General features: G+C 72.8%; 24 protein-coding genes. 12 read left to right on the top strand and 12 right to left on the bottom strand.

From position 1 onward, the window contains the following. The first annotated feature begins 88 nt into the window (after positions 1-88). Both OG570_RS22350 and OG570_RS22345 read left to right on the top strand, forming a co-directional pair. A complete protein-coding gene (locus OG570_RS22350) occupies positions 89-709 on the top strand; it encodes a glyoxalase (protein ID WP_326959012.1) in 621 nt (206 codons plus the stop codon). After that, a complete protein-coding gene (locus tag OG570_RS22345; protein ID WP_326959010.1) occupies positions 709-834 on the top strand; it encodes a hypothetical protein in 126 nt (41 codons plus the stop codon). Before OG570_RS22350 ends, OG570_RS22345 begins: the two co-directional genes overlap by 1 nt. Here OG570_RS22345 and OG570_RS22340 read toward each other — a convergent pair. Further along, complete coding sequence (locus OG570_RS22340; RefSeq protein WP_247055812.1) at positions 819-1,154, bottom strand: cupin domain-containing protein; 336 nt, start codon at positions 1,152-1,154, stop codon at positions 819-821. The two genes, OG570_RS22345 and OG570_RS22340, sit on opposite strands and share 16 nt — an antisense overlap. A 72-nt stretch (positions 1,155-1,226) precedes the next feature. On the opposite strand from OG570_RS22340, the gene OG570_RS22335 reads away from it, so the two are divergent. Further along, entirely contained in the window at positions 1,227-2,201 is a 975-nt protein-coding gene (locus OG570_RS22335; protein WP_326959008.1) for a GlxA family transcriptional regulator, read from the top strand. Here the strand turns inward: OG570_RS22335 and infA are convergent. From infA to OG570_RS22310, 5 genes are all read right to left on the bottom strand, one after another. Next, complete coding sequence (infA, locus tag OG570_RS22330; RefSeq protein WP_305879353.1) at positions 2,149-2,370, bottom strand: translation initiation factor IF-1; 222 nt, start codon at positions 2,368-2,370, stop codon at positions 2,149-2,151. The genes OG570_RS22335 and infA overlap by 53 nt on opposite strands. After that, on the bottom strand, positions 2,370-3,116 hold the full coding sequence (locus OG570_RS22325; RefSeq protein ID WP_326959006.1) for a GNAT family N-acetyltransferase: 747 nt from the start codon (positions 3,114-3,116) through the stop codon (positions 2,370-2,372). Before OG570_RS22325 ends, infA begins: the two co-directional genes overlap by 1 nt. Continuing rightward, complete coding sequence (locus tag OG570_RS22320; protein ID WP_326959004.1) at positions 3,113-3,847, bottom strand: alpha/beta hydrolase; 735 nt, start codon at positions 3,845-3,847, stop codon at positions 3,113-3,115. The genes OG570_RS22325 and OG570_RS22320 overlap by 4 nt, the downstream gene beginning before the upstream one ends. Positions 3,848-3,960: 113 nt before the next feature. Continuing rightward, on the bottom strand, positions 3,961-4,884 hold the full coding sequence (locus tag OG570_RS22315; protein WP_326959002.1) for a hypothetical protein: 924 nt from the start codon (positions 4,882-4,884) through the stop codon (positions 3,961-3,963). A 30-nt stretch (positions 4,885-4,914) separates the two neighbouring features. Further along, on the bottom strand, positions 4,915-5,772 hold the full coding sequence (locus tag OG570_RS22310; protein ID WP_326959000.1) for an NmrA family NAD(P)-binding protein: 858 nt from the start codon (positions 5,770-5,772) through the stop codon (positions 4,915-4,917). 74 nt (positions 5,773-5,846) lie between these two features. Here OG570_RS22310 and OG570_RS22305 point away from each other — a divergent pair, with 74 nt between their 5' ends. Both OG570_RS22305 and OG570_RS22300 read left to right on the top strand, forming a co-directional pair. Continuing rightward, entirely contained in the window at positions 5,847-6,488 is a 642-nt protein-coding gene (locus OG570_RS22305; protein ID WP_326958997.1) for a TetR/AcrR family transcriptional regulator, read from the top strand. A gap of 20 nt (positions 6,489-6,508) precedes the next feature. Continuing rightward, a complete protein-coding gene (locus OG570_RS22300) occupies positions 6,509-7,309 on the top strand; it encodes an Fpg/Nei family DNA glycosylase (protein ID WP_326958995.1) in 801 nt (266 codons plus the stop codon). Between the two features lie 162 nt (positions 7,310-7,471). Here OG570_RS22300 and OG570_RS22295 read toward each other — a convergent pair whose 3' ends face one another. Beyond that, positions 7,472-7,954, bottom strand: coding sequence for a DinB family protein (locus tag OG570_RS22295; protein WP_326958994.1), 483 nt, complete (start codon positions 7,952-7,954; stop codon positions 7,472-7,474). Positions 7,955-8,014: 60 nt separating this feature from the next. Here OG570_RS22295 and OG570_RS22290 point away from each other — a divergent pair, with 60 nt between their 5' ends. After that, complete coding sequence (locus OG570_RS22290) at positions 8,015-8,809, top strand: PIG-L family deacetylase (RefSeq protein ID WP_326958992.1); 795 nt, start codon at positions 8,015-8,017, stop codon at positions 8,807-8,809. 90 nt (positions 8,810-8,899) lie between these two features. Here OG570_RS22290 and OG570_RS22285 read toward each other — a convergent pair whose 3' ends face one another. Then, on the bottom strand, positions 8,900-9,307 hold the full coding sequence (locus tag OG570_RS22285; protein WP_326958990.1) for a RidA family protein: 408 nt from the start codon (positions 9,305-9,307) through the stop codon (positions 8,900-8,902). A 36-nt stretch (positions 9,308-9,343) separates the two neighbouring features. Between OG570_RS22285 and mtnA the strand changes: the two genes are divergently transcribed. After that, positions 9,344-10,309 (top strand): S-methyl-5-thioribose-1-phosphate isomerase, encoded by a 966-nt coding sequence (mtnA, locus tag OG570_RS22280; protein WP_326958988.1) that lies wholly within the window; start codon positions 9,344-9,346, stop codon positions 10,307-10,309. On the opposite strand, the gene OG570_RS22275 is transcribed toward mtnA, so the two are convergent. From OG570_RS22275 to OG570_RS22265, 3 genes are all read right to left on the bottom strand, one after another. Next, the gene (locus tag OG570_RS22275; protein ID WP_326943611.1) at positions 10,306-10,521 is read right to left on the bottom strand and encodes a ferredoxin; all 216 of its coding nucleotides are present in this window, start codon (positions 10,519-10,521) and stop codon (positions 10,306-10,308) included. The two genes, mtnA and OG570_RS22275, sit on opposite strands and share 4 nt — an antisense overlap. A gap of 14 nt (positions 10,522-10,535) precedes the next feature. Beyond that, on the bottom strand, positions 10,536-11,726 hold the full coding sequence (locus tag OG570_RS22270; RefSeq protein WP_326958986.1) for a cytochrome P450: 1,191 nt from the start codon (positions 11,724-11,726) through the stop codon (positions 10,536-10,538). 112 nt (positions 11,727-11,838) lie between these two features. Next, positions 11,839-12,195: a VOC family protein gene (locus tag OG570_RS22265; RefSeq protein WP_326958984.1), complete on the bottom strand. Its 357-nt coding sequence runs from the start codon at positions 12,193-12,195 to the stop codon at positions 11,839-11,841. 109 nt (positions 12,196-12,304) lie between these two features. On the opposite strand from OG570_RS22265, the gene OG570_RS22260 reads away from it, so the two are divergent. From OG570_RS22260 to OG570_RS22245, 4 genes are read left to right on the top strand one after another with little or no spacing between them, the layout of a single operon-like run. Continuing rightward, positions 12,305-12,817 (top strand): PadR family transcriptional regulator, encoded by a 513-nt coding sequence (locus tag OG570_RS22260; protein WP_326958981.1) that lies wholly within the window; start codon positions 12,305-12,307, stop codon positions 12,815-12,817. Then, positions 12,804-14,018, top strand: a complete 1,215-nt coding sequence (locus OG570_RS22255; protein WP_326958979.1) for a cytochrome P450 — start codon at positions 12,804-12,806, stop codon at positions 14,016-14,018. Before OG570_RS22260 ends, OG570_RS22255 begins: the two co-directional genes overlap by 14 nt. A 10-nt stretch (positions 14,019-14,028) precedes the next feature. Beyond that, positions 14,029-14,226, top strand: a complete 198-nt coding sequence (locus OG570_RS22250) for a ferredoxin (RefSeq protein ID WP_326943616.1) — start codon at positions 14,029-14,031, stop codon at positions 14,224-14,226. A 42-nt stretch (positions 14,227-14,268) separates the two neighbouring features. Continuing rightward, positions 14,269-14,832: a TetR/AcrR family transcriptional regulator gene (locus OG570_RS22245; RefSeq protein ID WP_326943617.1), complete on the top strand. Its 564-nt coding sequence runs from the start codon at positions 14,269-14,271 to the stop codon at positions 14,830-14,832. A gap of 42 nt (positions 14,833-14,874) precedes the next feature. Here OG570_RS22245 and OG570_RS22240 read toward each other — a convergent pair whose 3' ends face one another. Further along, positions 14,875-17,622, bottom strand: a complete 2,748-nt coding sequence (locus OG570_RS22240; protein WP_326958977.1) for an FAD-binding and (Fe-S)-binding domain-containing protein — start codon at positions 17,620-17,622, stop codon at positions 14,875-14,877. Positions 17,623-17,659: 37 nt separating this feature from the next. Between OG570_RS22240 and OG570_RS22235 the strand changes: the two genes are divergently transcribed. Then, positions 17,660-18,481, top strand: a complete 822-nt coding sequence (locus OG570_RS22235) for a PHP domain-containing protein (RefSeq protein WP_326958974.1) — start codon at positions 17,660-17,662, stop codon at positions 18,479-18,481. Positions 18,482-18,511: the final 30 nt, after the last annotated feature.

The following is an 18,511-nucleotide window of genomic DNA, read 5'->3' as shown; positions in this document are numbered from 1 at the left end:
CAGCAGCGTCACCCTACGCGCGGACCCGCCCCAGACCGATCAGGAATCGAGAAGCCCTGGTCACCGGGTCGCGCCTAGCGTTACCGCCATGACCTCCATCGAAAACATCACCCTCGAGGTGGCCGACACCGCCGCCGCCGAACGCTTCTACGCCGCCGCCTTCGGGCTGGGCGACCGGCTTCGCCTGCGGGCTTCCGAGGCGCCCAGCACCGGCTTCCGCGGGTTCACGCTGTCGCTCATCGTGTCCCAGCCGGCCAACGTCGACGCCCTGATCGACGCCGCTCTCGAAGCCGGCGCCACGACGCTCAAGCCCGCCGCGAAGTCGATGTGGGGCTACGGCGGCGTCGTCCAGGCCCCGGACGGCACCATCTGGAAAGTCGCGACGTCCGCGAAGAAGAACACCGGCCCCGCCACCAAGCAGGTCGACGACGTCGCGCTCCTGCTCGGCGTCAGCGACATCGTGGCGAGCAAGAAGTTCTACGCCGACCACGGCCTCGCCGTCGGGAAGAGCTTCGGCCGCATGTACGTCGAGTTCGCCACCACCGGCGTCAAGCTGGGGCTCTACCGGCACAAGGCCCTCGCGAAGGACGCCGGCGTGTCCCCCGAGGGCCGGGGCTCGCACCGGATCGCCGTCGTCGGCGGCGACGCGCCCCTCACCGACCCCGACGGCTTCACCTGGGAAGCCGCCTCGATGGCCGCCAAGTCCTGATGTGCCACCACTACCTGCTCGCCCGGCTCGCCGAACTGTCCGAGGACGACGACGTCGAGGCCCCGCCGGCCGGCGACGAAGTCCCGTCGCCCGAGGAGAGCCTCGATCCTCAGCCCTGCGGGTAGAAGAGGAACAGCGTGCAGCCGGTGGCCGTCGCGGGCACGTGCCACGAGCCGGCCGGCGCGTGCAGGAACGTCCCGGCCGGGTAGTCGCGGGCGCCGTCGTTGAAGGTGCCCGCGACGACGTAGACCTCCTCCGGGCCGGGCTCGTGGACGTCGCGGCGCGGCCACGACGTGCCCGGGTCCATCTCCAGCACGCCGGCGTGCGCGCCGGCCGGATCCGTCCACAACGGACGGTGACGGATCCCGGGGAACAGTTCCCGGACGGGGGCTTCCTCGACGGAGACAGCGGTGTAGCCCGGCTGGGCGAGGATCTCGGGGTGCATGTCCCCCACCGTGCCGCGCCCGGGCGGCGCGGGGACAGTGTCGACAAAGACACCTTGGGGTACTTTCCTGCCATGCATCGTGTGGTGGCCCTGGTCCGGCCGGTGCAGTCGACCTTCGAGCTCGGCTGCGCCGCCGAGGTCTTCGGCACGCCCCGGACCGGCGTGCCGCGGCACTACGAGTTCGACGTCTGCGCCGAGACGCCCGGCCCGGTGCCGACGTCGGCCGGGTACACGATGTCCGTGCCGCTGGGGCTTTCGGCGCTCGCGGCCGCGGACACGGTGATCATCCCGGGCTGGGCGCCGGTCGAGGCGCCGCTCCCCGCCCGCGTGCGCCGGGCCCTGCTGCGGGCCCACGCCCGGGGCGCGCGGCTCGTCACGATCTGCTCCGGCGTGTTCGCGCTCGCCCGCACCGGGCTGCTGGACGGCCGCTCGGCCACGACGCACTGGCAGCGCGCCGCCCAGCTGCAGCGGGAGTTCCCCGACGTCCGGGTCGAGGCCGACGCGCTCTACGTCGACCACGGCGACGTCGCGACGAGCGCCGGTGCGGGCGCCGGGATCGACCTGTGCCTGCACCTCGTCCGGCAGGACCACGGGGCCGCGCACGCGGCGCTCGTCGCGCGGCACATGGTGATGCCGCCGCACCGCGACGGCGGCCAGGCGCAGTACGCGCCGCCGGCCCCGCCCGCGGACGCCCTGGACGGCCTCCTCGACTGGGCCGGCGCACGCCTCGGGACGTCGTTGTCCGTCGGCGACCTGGCCGCGCACCTGAGCGTCTCGCCGCGCACGCTGGCCCGGCGCTTCGCCGGGCAGCTGGGCACGAGCCCCGGCGCCTGGCTGCTGTCGCGCCGGGTCGCCGAGGCCCGCACCCTGCTCGAGGAGACCGACCTGCCGGTGGAGGCGGTCGCGGCGCGCGTCGGCCTGACCTCCGCGGTCAACCTCCGCCGCCGCTTCCGCACCCTGGTCGGCACGACGCCGGGTGCCTACCGGCGGGCGTTCAGCTCCGGTAGCGGAACAGGATCCGGCCGCGGCTCAGGTCGTACGGGCTGAGCTCCACCAGCACCCGGTCGTACGGCAGGATCTTGATGTAGTTGCGCCGGATCTTGCCGCTGATGTGCGCGAGCACCTTGTGCCCGTTTTCCAGCTCCACCCGGAAAGTGGCGTTGCGCAGGCACTCCACGACCGTGCCCTCGATCTCGATGCTGCCGGTCTTCGCCATCAGCGGATCACCAGCTCGAGGTTGCTGCTCGCCCGCCGGGCGCCGGCGCCCTCGACCAACGCCGTGGCCGCCGCGTTGGCTTCGTTGACCTCGGCCGACGCCGTGGCGACGCCGGAGCGGTGCAGCGCACCCAGCGCGTAGGAGAGCAGCGCCCGCGCGACGCCCCGGCGTCGCAGGTCGGCGCGCACGGCGATCAGCCCGATCCGCGGCTGCCGGAGCGGCACGATCCGGACCATCCCGACGTAGTCACCGGCCCGCGCGGCCACCGCGTACCGCGACGGGTCCAGCACGGACCGCACCTCGGCCGGCATCTCCTGCCAGCCGATCGTGGCCTCGACCTCGTCGCGGATCACGCGATCCAGCTCTCGCAGCGGACCTTCTTCCGCATCGCCGACGCCGATCATGGTCACGCCAGACGGCGCCGGTGCCAGGTCGGCGCGGGTGGGCACGACGTACTCCCACTCGCGACGGCGGATCGAGAAACCGGCGCGCAGCCAGTCGGTGGTCAGGTCGAGGTCGGCCTCGTCTACCACGGTGTACAGCGGCCGCGGCAGATCGCGCAGCATGGCCTCGGCGAGGTGGTCGAAGACGGCGCCGTGCCAGGCGTCGACGCTGAGGAAGACCCGCCCGTCGGGCCGGCGCGACGCCTCGCCGCGGCCGACGACGAGGTCGTCTTCGAGCGCGTGCCAGTGCCGCTCCGCGACCCGGGTGACGACCGTCTTCTCGTGCGTGTCCGGCGGGTTCATCGGGCACCGCCGAGGTGCCGGGCGAAGAACCGGACGGCGCTGTCGGCCTCGAACCGCGGCAGCTCCTTGTGCGCGCCCGCGTTGGCGTGCAACGACTTCTCCTTCGAACCGAAGGCGTCGAACAACGCGAGGCCGGCTTCGCGCGGGATGTGCTCGTCGTCCCACTGGAGCGCGAACTCGATCGGGATCGTGATGCGTTTCGCCGTCTCCGCAAGGGGTTCAGGCCAGAAGAGCCCGAAGACCGCGGCGGCGATCCGGGGTTCGGCCGCCGTCAACGGCACCCCGATCGCGGTACCAATGTTGAGGCCGAAGTAGCCGACCAGCCCGTCGAAACCGGCGTCCTGGAGCGCGTCGAGCGCCGCCCGCCATTCGGGGACGGCCTGCTCCGCCAGGTGCGCGTTGTACCGGACGACGATCGGGCCGACGGGCTCACCGGCGGCCATCGCCGCCTGCATGACGGCGATTTCCCGCTCGTCATGGTCGGTGCGCGGCCGGTCGCCGTGCCCGGGCGCGTCGAGAACGGCGACGGCGAACCCACAGCCGGCGACGATCCGCTCGGCCCGACCGGTCATGGCGGGGGCCTTCTTGTGCGTGCCGCCGCCGTGGCCCATCAGGACCAGGGGAAGGTGCTCGCCACCCGCGGCGGGTGACCAGAGAACACCGGGGACGTCGCCCACGGTGAAGTCGCGTTCGAGAACGCCGTTTGCTGAGGTTTCTGCGGTGAAGTGCATGAGGTGCTGCCTTTCGGGAGAGTCAGGACGCTCCCGGCGACACCTACGCCGACCACCCGGCCGTGACACGGGAAGGGAGCACCCACGGCAATACGGTCACGGGGCTCACCTCCTCAGGCAGTACACGGTCTTTTGGTGACGCTACCGGCTCGGCTTGAGCAGTCCAACTCATTTACCGGCGAGCAGCCACCACCGACTGCTTCGGACTCTGGCGCGTTCGCGGACCGGTCGGGGGTCTTGAGGTGGGTGGCCAGGACTAGACCGGCCTGGAAGACCTGCTCGCGGACGGTGTTCCAGGCGCTTCGCACTTCGGCTTCGGCGAGCGGCTGCTTCGAACCGCGGGTGCTCTGCCAGCTGGCCGGGTTGATCAGATCGGGCATGCGGAGCGCGGGCCGGGCGAACCGCGATCCCTCGCCATCGGCCGGCTTGGTCGGCACGAAGCTGTACATGCCGTCGACGGGCTTCTCGAACGTCGCCGCGCGATAGAGGGTGAACGACGTGCCGGCGTCGGCCCCGGCGGCCATCGGCTCGGCGGTGCAGGCCTTGAACGCCTCGTCCTCGTCGAGGTCGGCAGACTCTGCCGGCGTCCATGGCCGGGCATCGGCGACGACGAACACGGTGTCGACGCGGAACTCGTGGTCGAGCCTCGACCCGAAGCAGATCACCGATCCTGGCGACAGCCTCTGCATCGACGTGGCCTTTCGTGCGTCGCCGAGGGCCTGTTTGCAGTTGCTGTAGCGCATCCGGTCCCCGAACACCCACGGATCGGTGTTCTGCCCACGCCCACGAGTCCAGTACGGCCGGTGCAACACCCGAGGCAACCGCCCGTCCCGCGGCCAGCGGCGCTCCACGTGCGACGGCGGCTCCCACTCACCCCAGAAGACCACTTCGCCCTCCCGGCGCCGGCCATCGGCATCGACGTAACGACCGTCCGAGACGAGGAACTTGCGCCCGTGGCGACCGATGTTCCAGGGCATGTCGTCGCTCTCCGGGCAGTGTTCCGCCCCCGGGTGCGGAAACTGCACGAACGCCGTCATGCTCCGATGGTCGCGCCGGGCGTCGCTTTGTTACGCCGAACCCGCGATGACCTCCTCGAGCACCGACCGCATCGACGTCGCCGGGTGGCCCAGCAGGCGCTCCAGTTCCGGGTCCACCGTCGCGAACTCGCCGCGGCGTGACGCGTGGAACATGCCCAGCAGCATCCGCGCCTGCGGTGCCGGGACGCCGTGGCCGGTCAGCGACTGCACCCACTCCTCGTCGTCCGCCACCACTCGCCGGATCGTGCGGCCCGTCAGCTCCGAGAGGATGCGCGCGACGTCCGTGAGGTCCAGCGCCGCCGGGGCGGTCAACGGCGGCGTCGGGCCCTCGAAAGACCCGTCGGACGCCAGGATGATCGCCGCCGCTTCGGCCAGGTCGGCGTGCGCGGTCCAGGACACCGGGCCGTCCGCCGGGGCGACCAGCTCGCCGGTTTCCAGTGCCGCGCCGAGCAGCTGGGGCACCGTGCTCGCGTAGAACCCGTTGCGCAGCACGGTGAACGGCATGCCCGCCTTGGCCAGGTACGCCTCCGTCGCCGCGTGGTCGGGCATCGGCGCGAACAGCGAATCGTCGGCCGCGCCCTGGTGGCTCGTGTAGAGGATGCGCTCCGCACCCGCGTCCCGGGCGGCCTCGATCGCCGTGACGTGGCTCTGGACCGCCTTCCCGCCCGTCTCGTTCGCCGAGACGATGAGCACCTGCGTAGCGCCCTCGAAAGCCTCCGCGAGGGACTGCGGGTCGCCGAAGTCGCCGCGCCGCACGCGCACGCCGAGGTCGCCGGCGCGGCCGACGTCGCGCACGCTGACGCCGATCCGCTCGGCCGGGACGCGCTCGCGCAGCCGCTCGACGATCCGGGAACCGAGCTTGCCGGTCCCACCGGTGATGACGATCATGGTCCACCTCTCACTAACGTTGATAGTAACGACGTTAGCATCATGGATACCACAGATGCGTTATCATCGAAACCATGAGGACGGTCCGGGGCGAGACGCGCACGAACATCGTCGAGGTCGCGGCGCGGCTCCTGCGCGACCAGGGCGTGGCCGCGGTCACGATCCGCGCCGTCGCGCAGGCGGCCGGCCTGCAGCCGCCGGCCATCTACCGGTTCTTCGCGGACAAGGACGCCCTGCTCGACGTCGTCGCCGAGCACGTCTTCAGCACCTACGTCACCGGGAAGGCCGTCGACGAGACGCTCGATCCCGTGGCCGACCTGCGCGCCGGGTGGGACGCGCACATCGCCTTCGGTCTCGCCAACGCGGCGTTGTTCGGCCTGCTGATCGACCCACGGCGGACGTCCGGCGGCGCCGCGGCCGCCGGGCTGGCGGTCCTGCGCGCCCGCGTCCGGCGTGTCGCGGCGACCGGGCGCCTGCGGGTCACCGAACGCCGGGCCGTCGAGGTGATCCACGCGGCCGGCACCGGCGCCGTGCTCACGCTGCTGGCCGTGCCGCCGGACGACCGGGAGCCCGGGCTCGCCGACACGATGTACCAGGCCGTGCTGCACGCGATCCTCGGCGACGCACCGGCGCCCGGCGCTGTCGTGCCGGGACTGTCGAAGCTGACCGCCGCCGAACGCACCCTGCTGGACGAGTGGCTCAGCCGGCCCGGCTGAGCTGGGGCAGACTGGGCGGCGTGCCGGAACTCCCCGAGGTCGAGCTCGCCCGTCAGGTTCTCATCGGCGCGCTCGGCCGCAAGATCCGTGACGTCGACGACCACGACGACTGGGTCTGCCGGCCGCATCCGCCCGGTGAGATCGCCGCCGCGCTGACCGGCGGGCGGCTGACCGCCGCGCGCCGGCGCGGCAAGACGCTGTGGTGCGAAACCGAAGGCGGCGACGGGCAGCCCGGCCCGAACCTCGGCCTGCACCTGGGGATGGCCGGCCAGCTGCGGCTCGGCGACGAGCGCGGGCCGCTCGGCCCGGAGCAGCTCAGCGGCCGCGTGGAGAAACCCGAGTGGTTCCGGTTCGGGATCACCTTCACCGACGGCGAACAGCTGGTCCTGTTCGACACGCGACGGCTGGGCCGGGTGCGGCTCGACCCCGATCTCGACGCGCTGGGCCCCGACGCCGGCGAGATCTCGCGGGCGGACTTCCGGGAGCGCGTCGGCCGCGGCCGGGCGCCGCTGAAGGCGCGGCTGCTCGACCAGTCCGTGGTGGCCGGCATCGGCAACCTGCTGGCCGACGAAACCCTGTGGCAGGCCGCGCTGAGCCCGTCGCGGCCGGTGGACGGCCTGACCGGCGACGAGCTCACCGAGCTCCACAAGGCACTGAAGAAGGCGTTGCGCGCCGCGATCAAGCACGGCGGGGTGCACACCGGCGAGATCATCGGGCACCGCCGCGCCGGCGACCACTGCCCCCGCTGCGGCGCGGAGATGGCGCACGGCACGGTCGGCGGCCGGTCTACGTGGTGGTGTTCGAAGGAACAGCTGGACTAGGCGCTGCCGGAGTGAGTCTGCTCGATGGGCTTCGTGATCCAGGTGGTTCCTGGCGGTGCGGGCGGGTCACCCTCGTACCGGGTCGTACTCGGGTGATCCCGCCCGTGCCGCCAGGGGCCGCCTGGGCGCGAAGACCGCGAGCTTGACTTACTCCGGCAGTGCCTAGCGCGGGCCGAGCCCGGTGCGGCCGTCGATCAGCTCGCGCACGACGTCCAGCTGGCCGGCGTGCCGGGCCGTCTCCTCGATCACGTGCAGCACGACCCCGCGCAGGTCGGCGATCTCCGCCTCGGGCAGGTCGGGAAACCGGCCCTTCGACGGCGTGTCGAGCGGCGTCGCGGCGAAGATCTCGTCGGACCGGCGGCATTGTTCGCGGTAGAAGGCGAACACGACGGCCGGGGCGCGCGGAGTCGTCAGCGGCGCGTGGTCGTCGTCCGGCCAGGCGACCGGGCCGGCGGTGCCGGTGACGATCTCCTGGAACCAGAACCGCTCGGCGTACCCGAGGTGCTCCACCATGCCCAGCGGGGTCCAGCCGGACGGCAGGACCGGTGTCGTCAGCGCCGGCTCCCCCAGTCCTTCGAGGATCGCCAGGACGGCGGCCCGCTGGGCGTGCAGGTACCGCAGCAGCGTGCGCTTCTCACCGTCCACGACCGCGGACCTTAGCGGTCCGCGCGGAATTTGTCGGGGGTTGCCGGTAGCGTCGGTTTCATGGCAACACTGGTCACCTTCCACGCCCACCCCGACGACGAGTGCCTGCGCACCGCCGGCGTCATGCGCAAGGCCGTCGAGGACGGCCACCGCGTCGTGCTGGTCGTCGCGACGCGCGGCGAGGTCGGCGAAGTACCCGACGGATTCCTCGCCGAGGGCGAAAAGCTCGAGGACCGCCGCGTCCAGGAGGCGCACGCGGCCGCGAAGATCCTCGGCGTGGAGCGCGTCGAGTTCCTCGGCTACCGCGACTCCGGGATGATGGGCGAAGCGACGAACGACGATCCGGCGTGCTTCTGGCAGGCCGACGTCGAAGCGGCCGCCGTCCAGCTCGCGGCGATCCTGCGCGAAGAGTCGGCGAGCGTGCTGACGGTCTACGACGACAACGGCGATTACGGCCACCCCGACCACATCCAGGTCCACCGCGTCGGCGTCCGCGCGGCCGAGCTGGCCGGCACCCCCCGCGTCTTCCAGGCGACGTTCAACCGCGAGTTCATGCAGCGCGGCTTCGACGCGGCGGTCGAGGAGGGCCTGATGCCGCCGGAGGCGAGGCCGAACCCGCCGGAGAACGTCGAGTTCGGCAAGCCGGAAGCCGAGATCACGGCGGCGGTGGACGTCTCGAAATACGTGGACGCCAAGCGCGCGGCGATGCGCGCCCACCCGAGCCAGATCAGCGAGGACACGTTCATGCTGGCCATGCCGGACGAAGCGTTCGCCTTCGCGTTCGGCACAGAGTGGTACATCCGCGCGGGCCAGGGCCCGGGCATCACGGAGACGGACCTGATGGCCGGACTCTGACCCCAGCAGGGCTGGGAATCGTGGGCCGGACGCAGGCGGGCCGGTTCGGGCGGGGCTGGGGCTGGGCGGAGCTGGTTCGGGCGGGCGGGCTCAGGCCAGCGCCGCCGTGACGTCCAGTTCCACCAGCTGGTCCGTGTACCCGAGCTGTGCCACCCCCAGCAGCGTGCTCGCCGTGGTGAAGGCCGCGCCGAGTGGCGACTCCGTCAGGCGGTCCCAGACCGCCGACAGCGTCGCGCGGTCGTCGGTCACCACGTAGATCACCGTGCGGACCACGTCCTCCGGGGTCGCGCCCGCGAAGGCCAGCGCGGCCAGGGTGTTGGCGACCACCTGGTCGGTCTGGGCCAGCACGTCTCCGTCGACGACCTTGCCCGCCGCGGTCAGGGGGCACTGGCCCGCCAGGTACACCGTGCGGCCCGCCGCGGCCACCGTCACGTGGTGGTAGCCCGGCGTCGCGTGCAGGCCGGGCGGGTTCTGCCGTTGAATGGTCACGTCCCGCATCCTCTCCGGGCGGGCAACCGGATTTCGGGAGGGCGCGTGCGCAGGACCATCGACTGGGCGGACGGCGCGATCGTCATCATCGACCAGACCGCGCTGCCCGGCGACTACCGGCTGCTGGAGCTGCGCACCGTCGGCGAGCTGGTCGACGCCATCAAGCGGCTCGCCGTCCGCGGTGCGCCCGCGCTCGGGGGTGCCGGTGCGCTCGGCGTCGCGCTCGCGGCCCGGCACGGCGGCGACGTCCGGGCCGACGCCGAGCTGGTCGCGGCCGCCCGCCCCACCGCCGTCAACCTGCGGTGGGGGGTGGAACGCGCGCTGGCCAAGCTCGACCAAGGGGCCGACGCCGTCCTCGCCGAAGCGCGCGCCCTGCTGACCGAGGACGAAGAACTCAACCGGACGGCGTCCGCGCACGCCGCCGAGATCGTGCTGGCCGCGTGCCCGCGCCGGCCGCTGCGGCTGCTGAGCCACTGCAACGCCGGCCGGCTCGCGACCGTCGCGTGGGGCAGCGCGCTCGGCGTCGTCTGGCACCTGCACGAGCGCGGGCTCGTCGAGGAGGTGCTCGTCGACGAGACGCGCCCGCTGCTGCAGGGCTCCCGGCTGACGGCGTGGGAGCTGGCGCAGGCCGGCGTGCCCTACCGCGTCCAGCCCGACGGCGCGGCCGCCGCGGCGATGGCCCGCGGGATGGTCGACTGCGTGCTCGTCGGCGCCGACCGGATCGCCGCCAACGGCGACGTGGCCAACAAGATCGGCACCTACGGCCTGGCCATCGCCGCCGCGCACCACGGCGTGCCGTTCGTCGTCGTCGCGCCGTCGTCCACAGTGGACAGATCGCTCGCGGACGGCACGGGCATCACCATCGAGGAACGCGACGCCCGCGAGCTCACCGAATACGCCGGCGTCGGCATCACGCCGCCGGGCGCCGAGGTGTTCAACCCCGCGTTCGACGTCACCCCGGCGGCGCTGATCACCGCCGTGGTCACCGAAAACGGCCGCTACGTCCCCTAGGGACGCGGGCCGATCTCGCGGCCGCCGTCGGTCACCAGGATCGCCATCGCCGGGCACGAGTCGGCGGCGTCGAGCACCGTCTCGTCCGCGTCGACCTCATCGGTGACCGTGCGCGCGACGGCACCGTCCAGCGCGAACACCTCGGGCATCAGGGACGCGCACATCCCCGATCCGATGCAGGTGTGTTCGTCGACCTCCACGTGCCAGCTCATGGTCACCTTCCGAGTCACCAGCCGATCGGCATCGACCGCGGTCCGCGGACGAGCATCTGCGTCTTCCACACGATATCGCCCGCGAGGTGCAGCCCGGGCAGCTCGGTGACCAACGCGCGGAGCGCCTCCTGCAGCTCGAGCCGGGCGAGCGGCGCGCCGAGGCAGTGGTGGACGCCGTGGCCGAAGCCGAGGTGGTGGCTGTCTCCGCGGTCGAAGCGCAACCGGTCCGCGTCGTCGAACTGCAGCCGGTCGCGGTTGGCCGCGCCGACCGCCACCAGCACCGGCTCGCCCGCCCGCACGAGCACCCCGCCGACCTCGATGTCTTCGGTGGCGTAGCGCGCGAACCCGGCGCCGGCGCCCAGCGGCACGAACCGCAGCAGCTCCTCGACCGCGGCCGGGATCAAGTCCGGGTCCTCCTGCAGCCGCTTCCACTGCCCGGGCTGGTCCAGCAGCGCGTAGACGAAGTTGGGGATCTGGCTCGCGGTGGTCTCGTGGCCGGCGACGAGGATGCCGACGCACAGGTCGACCAGCTCCAGCTCGGTCAGCCGGTCGCGGGTGTCGCGGGCCTCGATCAACGCCGTCATCAGGTCGTCCTGCGGCGCCGAGCGGTGTTCGGCGATCAGGCCGCGCATGTAGTCGCGCAGCTCCTCGCGGTTGCGCTCGAACTCCTCGGGGGTCAGCCCGCTGGTGGACAGCGCGGCGTCGCTCCAGACGCGGAACTTCGGCCGGTCCGCGACCGGGACGCCGAGCAGCTCGCAGATCACGGCGACCGGGATCGGCAGCGCGTAGGCGTCGACGAGGTCCGCGGTCGCTCCGGAGGCCTTCATGTCGGCGATCAGCTCGGCCGCGAGCCGGGCGACGCGCGGGCGGAGCAGCTCGACGCGGCGCATGGTGAACGCCTTCGCGACGAGCGTCCGCAGCCGCGTGTGGTCGGGCGGGTCCATCTGCAGGATGCCGCCGTCGCGCTGCACAGGCGAGCGGCGGGGAGCGTCCTTCTCCTTCTCCATCGCCCGCGAGAAACGGCGGTCCCCCAGCACGAGCCGGGCGTCGGCGTAGCGCGTGGCCAGCCAGGCGGGCTCGCCGTAGGTCATCTTGACCCGCACCATGCCGTCCGCGTCGCGGGCGGCGGCGTAGGCCTCGTTCAGGTCGAGCCCGGCCTCCTCGTTGAACGGGTACGCGAGCGCCTCGGTGTGCGTGGTGGTCATGCGGGAACCCCCCGTGGTCTCGTTTGTAAGCAACCGCTTGCTTAAAACGCTACACAGCTTCGGGGCTCACGTCGAGCGTTCCGGTGACCACGCTGCGTGCACCGCGGGCGGCTCAGCCGGCGGGCTGCCAGAGTTCGACGCGGTTGCCCTCGGGGTCGGTGACCCAGCCGAACTTGCCGACGCCGTCGAACTCCTGGGCCTCGGCCGCGACGTCGGCGCCATGCTGGCGCAGCTGCGCCAGCATGGCGTCGAGGTCGCGGACCCGGAAGTTGAGCATCGTCTGCTGGGAGCGTGCGCCGAAGTAGTCGGTGTCCGCCTCGAACGGCGCGAAGACCGTGGGGCCCGCCTCCTGCCGCCAGGCCCCGTGCTCGTCGGTGTCAAGGCCGAGTTTCTCCCGGTACCAGGCGCTGAGCGCCGCCGGATCCGCCGCGCGGAGAAAGTACCCACCGATGCCGACCACACGTTCCATGCCGCGATCCTGCCAGGTCGTGGCGCCGCGCCGGACGACGGAAAGTTTCCGGCCGGTTGTCACCATGAGCCATTGCCGAGTCACGGAAACCTAGGTTACGGTGACCTAGGTGTGGATCGAGATCCTGCTGCTGTCGAGACTGGCCCGCGAACCGATGCACGGTTACGAGCTCCGCAAGGCCGTGGAGGCCTCGACCGGCCACACCTTGTCGAACAACTCGCTGTACCCGACGCTGCGGCGCTTCGTCGACGCCGGCGCGGTGAGCCGCAGCGCGGAGGAACAGGAGGCCAAACCGCCGCGGCACGTCTACACCGTCACCGACGTCGGGCGGGAGCTGCTGCACGACATGCTCGCCGACTTCCCGGACGACCTCGCGCTCAACGAAGCCGAGTTCCTCGCCAGGGTGGGGAACTTCGGCTGGCTGCGCGAAAGCGAGCGGATACGCGTCATCGACGTCCGCGACCGCGGGCTCGCGGCCGAACACGAGCGGCTGACCCGGCTGCTCGCCGACCAGGCCGATCCGTGGAGCCGCGCCACCATGCGGCACGTCTGCGAGCAGTTCGACACCGAACGCGCCTGGCTCGCCGAACTGAAACGAGGAGCGGTTCATGACCACCACTGAAGAAACCCCTCGGCTGCCCTTCGCCCGCGCCAACGCGCTCGCGATCGCGCCGGACTACGAAGCGCTCCGGCAGCAGGCCCCGGTCAGCCGGGTGCTCACCCCCGCCGGCGACCCGGCGTGGCTGGTGACGTCGTTCGAGGAAGCCAAGGAAGTGTTCCGCGACAAGCGTTTCGGCCGCTCGCACCCGGCGCCCGAGCAGGCGTCGCGCATCTCCCACGCCGCGATCCAGGACGGCCCGAGCGGCGACTTCGACACCGAAGAGCAGGAGCACAAGCGGATGCGCCGGATGCTGGCGCCCGCCTTCTCCGCGCCGCGGATGCGCGCCCTCGGCGACCGGATCGACGAGCTGACCACCCGCTGCCTCGACGACATGCGGGCGGCGCACGACGCCCACCCCGGCGAGCCGGTCAACCTGACCGAGCTGCTCGCGTTCCCCTTGCCGGTGCTGGTGATCTGCGAGCTGCTCGGCGTCCCGTTCGCCGACCGCGAGCACTTCCGGAACCTGTCGGAGCGGATCGCCGTGATGGACGGCGGCGCCGACGCGCAGGCCGCGATGACCGAGTTCAAGGCCTACATGACCGGCCTGGCCGACGCCAAGCGCGCGAACCCGCAGGCCGACGTCATCTCCGACATGGTCGCGGTCCAGGCCGACGACCCGGCCTTCACCGACGACGACCTCGCGCGGCTCGCCGCCGGACTGCTGTTCGCCGGCCACGAGACGACGTCCACCCGGATCGCGATGGGCGTGCTGTTCCTGCTCACCGACACCGCCCGCCGCGACCGCTTCGTGGCCGATCCCGATGGCGAGGTGAACCAGACCGTCGAGGAGATCCTGCGGATGACGGCCACCAGCGGCACCGGCCTGCTGCGCTACGCGCACGAGGACGTCGAGGTCGCCGGGACCCGGATCATGCGCGGCGACGCCGTGCTCATCTCCAGCGACGCGGCCAACCGCGACGCCGCGGCGTTCGCCGACCCGGACGAGTTCGACCCGGGCCGCACCCCGAACGTCCACCTCGCCTTCGGCACCGGTGCGCACGTCTGCATCGGCGCCAACCTGGCCCGCACCGAGCTGCGGACGGTCTTCCCCGCTCTGTTCCGCGCCTTCCCGGACATGCGCTTGGCCGTCGGCCTCGACGACATCGCCGTCCGCGTGAACCGCGTCGCGGGCGGCGTCGACCGCGTCCCCGTCACCTGGTGAGGAGCACCCCGTGAAGATCAGCGTCGACACCGGGAAGTGCGTCTCGTCGGGCCAGTGCGTGCTGCTGGCGCCGGAGACGTTCGACCAGAACGAAGACGACGGCACGGTGGTCCTCCTCGCGGAGGAGCCGCCGGCCGGTGAGCGGGACGCGGCGCGCCAGGCGGAGCTGACCTGCCCGGCCGCGGCGATCCGGCTCGCCGAGGCCTGACCGCACCGCACCCGCGTCCGGTTTGCCGGTTAACCTTCAGCGGTGACCGAACAGCCGGGCCGGAAGCGGGACGCCGCCGCGACGCGGCTGGCGCTGCTCGACGCCGCCGCGGACCTGTTCGCCGACCGCGGTTTCGACCGGACCACCGTGCGGGACATCGCGAAGGAAGCAGGCGCCAACCAGTCGCTGCTCTTCCGCTACTTCGGCAGCAAAGAGGCGTTGTTCGAGGCGGTCATCGCGCGGAACACGCGGGAGCAGATCGCCTCGAACTCGCCGGAACGGCTGTTCAGCGCGACGTTGCGCGCCATGCTGGAACCGGGCGGCGAGCGCAACCGCACCCTGGAGACGTACCTGCGGTCACCGGGCAGCGACAGTGCCGCGGCCGCGATGCGGCAGGAGCTGGGCCGCGAGTACGCCGGCACGCTGGCGGGCCTGACCGACGCACCGGACGCCGAGCTGCGCGCCGACCTCGCGCTGGCCTGGCTGCTGGGCATCGGCCTGGTCCGCGAGGTCACCGCGAAGGAGCCCCTGGCCAGCGCGGACCCGGACGACATCTGCCGCCTGGTGCTCGCCGCCACCCGGACCTTGCTGGAGCGCACGGAATAACGCTCGAGCAAGGCGGCACTTTCACGTGAAAGTGCCGCCTCGTCAGGGCAACGCGCGCCGCAGCAGTTCCGCCAGGTGCAGTGCCTGGCGGCCCGACTCCTGGGCGATCTGGGTCCGGCAGCTGAAGCCGTCGGAGACGACGACCGTGTCTTCCGAAGCTGCGCGGATCGCCGGGAGCATGCGGTCCTCCGCCACCGCCTTCGAGACGTCGTAGTGGCCGCGCTCGAAGCCGAAGTTGCCCGCCAGGCCACAACATCCCGAGTCGAGCGTCGTGTTGCGGACGCCCGCCGCCGCCATCGCCGACTCGTCGGCCGTGAAGCCGAGGACCGCGTGCTGGTGGCAGTGGACCTGGGTGATCGTGTCGACGTCCAAGGCCGCGAACGGGATCGTGGCGCGCTCCAGCAGCTCCGCGAAGGTGGCCGTCCGAGCTGCCAGCAACGACGCGCGCTCGTCGTCCGGCAGGAGCGCCGGGAGGTCGCCGCGGAACAGCGCCGTGCAGCTCGGCTCCAGCCCGGCGACCTCGTACCCCGCGTCGAGGTAGGGCGCCAGCACGTCCAGGGTCCGGCGCAGCACCCGGCGGGCGACGTCGAGCTGGCCGGTCGAGACCCACGTCAGTCCACAGCAGACACCGCGGTCGGGCAGCACGACGTCGTAGCCGGCCGCGGTCAGCACCTCGTGGGCCGCGTCGAGGACGGACGGCGTCAGGTAGTTGTTGAACGAATCCGGCCACAGCACGACTTTCCGGTCGCCGGAAGCCCGGCGCCGCAGGTCGGCCCGCGCCGTCGTGAACGGCTTCCGCGCGAACTCCGGCAGCGCGCGTTCCGGCGCGATCCCGCCCAGCCGTTTCAGCAGGCCGGACAGCCGCGGCGAGCGGCCGACGGCGTTGGCCAGCCGCGGCGCCCGCGCGCTGGCCCGCAGCCACAGCGGCAGCCAGCCCATCGAGTAGTGCGCCGCCGGGCGCAGCCGCCGCCGGTAGTGCTGGTGCAGGAACTCCGCCTTGTACGTCGCCATGTCGACGTCCACCGGGCAGTCCGACAGACATCCCTTGCAGGACAAGCACAAGTCGAGCGCGTCGTGGACCTCGGCGGAGCGCCAGCCGTCCGTGATGACCTCGCCGTCGAGCATCTCCGCGAGCAGGTGCGCCCGCCCGCGCGTCGAGTGCTGCTCCTCGCGGGTGGCGCGGTAGCTCGGGCACATGACGCCGCCGCCGCTGGTGTTGCGGCACTTCCCGACGCCGACGCAGCGGCGCATCGCCTGCCCGAAACTCCCCCGGTCCTCCGGGTAGCCGAGCACCGTGACGTCCTCGATGGACAGTGGTGCCGGGCGCACGCGCAGGTTCGCGTCGACCTTGCGCGGCTCGACGATGATGCCGGGGTTCATCCGCCCGGCCGGGTCGAAGATCGCCTTGAACCGCGCGAAGACGGCCATCATCTCCGGGCTGTACATCCGGGACAGCAGCTCCGAGCGGGCCTGGCCGTCGCCGTGTTCGCCGGACAGGGAGCCGCCGTGCGCCGCGACGAGGTCCGCGGCCTCTTCGAGGAACCGCCGGAACCCGGCGATCCCTTGCTGTGACAAGAGATCGAAGTCCAGCCGCAGGTGCAGACAGCCCTCGCCGTAGTGGCCGTAGACGACGCTCTTGCGCCCGTGCGCGCGCATGAGGTCCTTGAACTCGCGCAGGTACGCGCCGAGCCGCTCGGGCGGGACGGCCGCGTCCTCCCAGCCCGGCCACGCCTCGGAGCCGTCCGCGAGCCGGGTCGCCAGGCCCGCGCCCTCCTCGCGGATCCGCCACAGCTTGCGCTGCGCGACCGGGTCGTCCAGCACGACGGACCCGGTCAGCTCCAGCGACGCGGCCAGCGCGCGGGCGCGTCCGGCGGCCTCGGCCGGGTCCGCGCCGGCCAGCTCGACGAACAGCCACGCGCCGCCCGGCGGCAGGTCGTTTCCGCGGCCGGGGAGCATCGCGACCAGCTCGGCGTCGACGCCTTCGACGGTCAGCGGCGACCACGGCAGGATCGACGGCACCGCGTCGGCCGCCGCGATGTCGGACGGGAAGCCCAGCACGGCCAGCACCCGGTGCCGCGGCAGCTCAGCCAGCGCGACCGTCGCCTCCAGCACGGTGACGCACGTGCCCTCCGAGCCGACCAGCGCCTTGGCGACGTCGAAGCCGTTCTCCGGCAGCAGGTGCTCCAGGCCGTAGCCGGAGACGCGCCGCGGCCACGTCGAAAGTTCCTTGCGCAGCAACGCCAGGTTGTCCCGCACCAGCGCGCGCAGCTCGTCGAAGACCCGGCCCTCGGTGGGCTCGCCCGGGCCGAGCCGCAGCCGCGTGCCGTCGTAGAGCAGGACGTCGAGCGAGCGCACGACGTCGACCGTGCGGCCCCACGCCACCGAGTGCGAGCCGCACGCGTTGTTGCCGATCATCCCGCCGATCGTGCAGCGGCTGTGCGTCGAGGGGTCCGGGCCGAACCGCAGCCCGTGCGGCGCCGCGACGGCTTGGAGGTCGTCGAGCACGGTCCCGGGCAGCACCCGCGCGAGCCGCGTCTCCGGGTCGAGCGAAAGCACCCCGCCGACGTGCCGCGAGGTGTCGATCACCAGCCCGGGCCCGCACGCGTTCCCGGCGACGCTGGTGCCGCCGCCGCGGGCGATCACCGGCAGGTCCCGGGCGCGGGCGGCGGCGACCGCGGCGACGACGTCGTCGACGGTCTCCGGCAGCACGACGCCCCAGGGCACGTGGCGGTAGTTGGAGGCGTCGGTCGTGTACAGCGCGAGCGTGGCGGTGTCGGTGAGGATCTCCACGCCCCCATTCAAGTCGATCGGTGGCACGATCCGCTGTGTGACGATCGACTTGCACGCCCACAGCACGGCCTCGGACGGCACGACCCCGCCCGCGGACCTGCCCCGGCTGGCGGCCCGGGCGGGCCTGACCGTGGTCGCGCTCACCGACCACGACACGTTCGCCGGCCTGGCTCTTGCGGCGCCCGCCGCCGCGGAAGCCGGGGTCGAGCTGGTGCCCGGCGTCGAGATCTCCTGCCGGCTCGACGACGCCGAGGTGCACCTGCTCGGCTACTTCGCCGACCCGGCGGACGCGTCGCTGGCGGCCGAGCTGGAGCTGATCCGCACCGACCGCGCCCGCCGCGCGGTCCGGATGGTGGACCGCTGCCGCGAGCTGGGCGCGCCGATCACGCTGGCCCAGGTGGAGGCGATCGCCGCCGGCGCCCCGCTTGGCCGCCCCCACATCGCGGCGGCCCTGGTGGCGGCGGGCGTGGTGACGGACGCGTTCACGCCGGACTGGCTCGCCGACGGCGGCCGCGCGGACGTCCCGAAGCACGTCCTGCCCACGACGGACGCGATCGCCCTGGTCCGCGCGGCCGGCGGCACGGCGGTGCTGGCCCACCCGCGCTCGTCGAAGCGCCGGGCGGAGGTGTCGGACGCTCAGCTGGCGACGTTGGCCGCGGCAGGACTGGCCGGGCTGGAAGCGGACCACCCGGAGCAGCCGCCGGAGGTCGGGCGGCGGCTGCGGGAGGTGGCGGCGGAGCTGGGGCTGCTGACGACGGGCTCGAGTGACTTCCACGGCGACCGCAAGCCGGTCCGGCTGGGCGACTTCACGACGGCGCCCGAGGTGCTGGCCGCCCTGCGCCCGGCCGCCGTGCCATGAGGGGCACCCTCAGGGCGCTCAAGTCCCTGA

This window comes from Amycolatopsis sp. NBC_01286 (assembly GCF_035982555.1).
Taxonomy (GTDB): domain Bacteria; phylum Actinomycetota; class Actinomycetes; order Mycobacteriales; family Pseudonocardiaceae; genus Amycolatopsis.
This window is presented reverse-complemented; position numbering and strand designations above follow the sequence as displayed.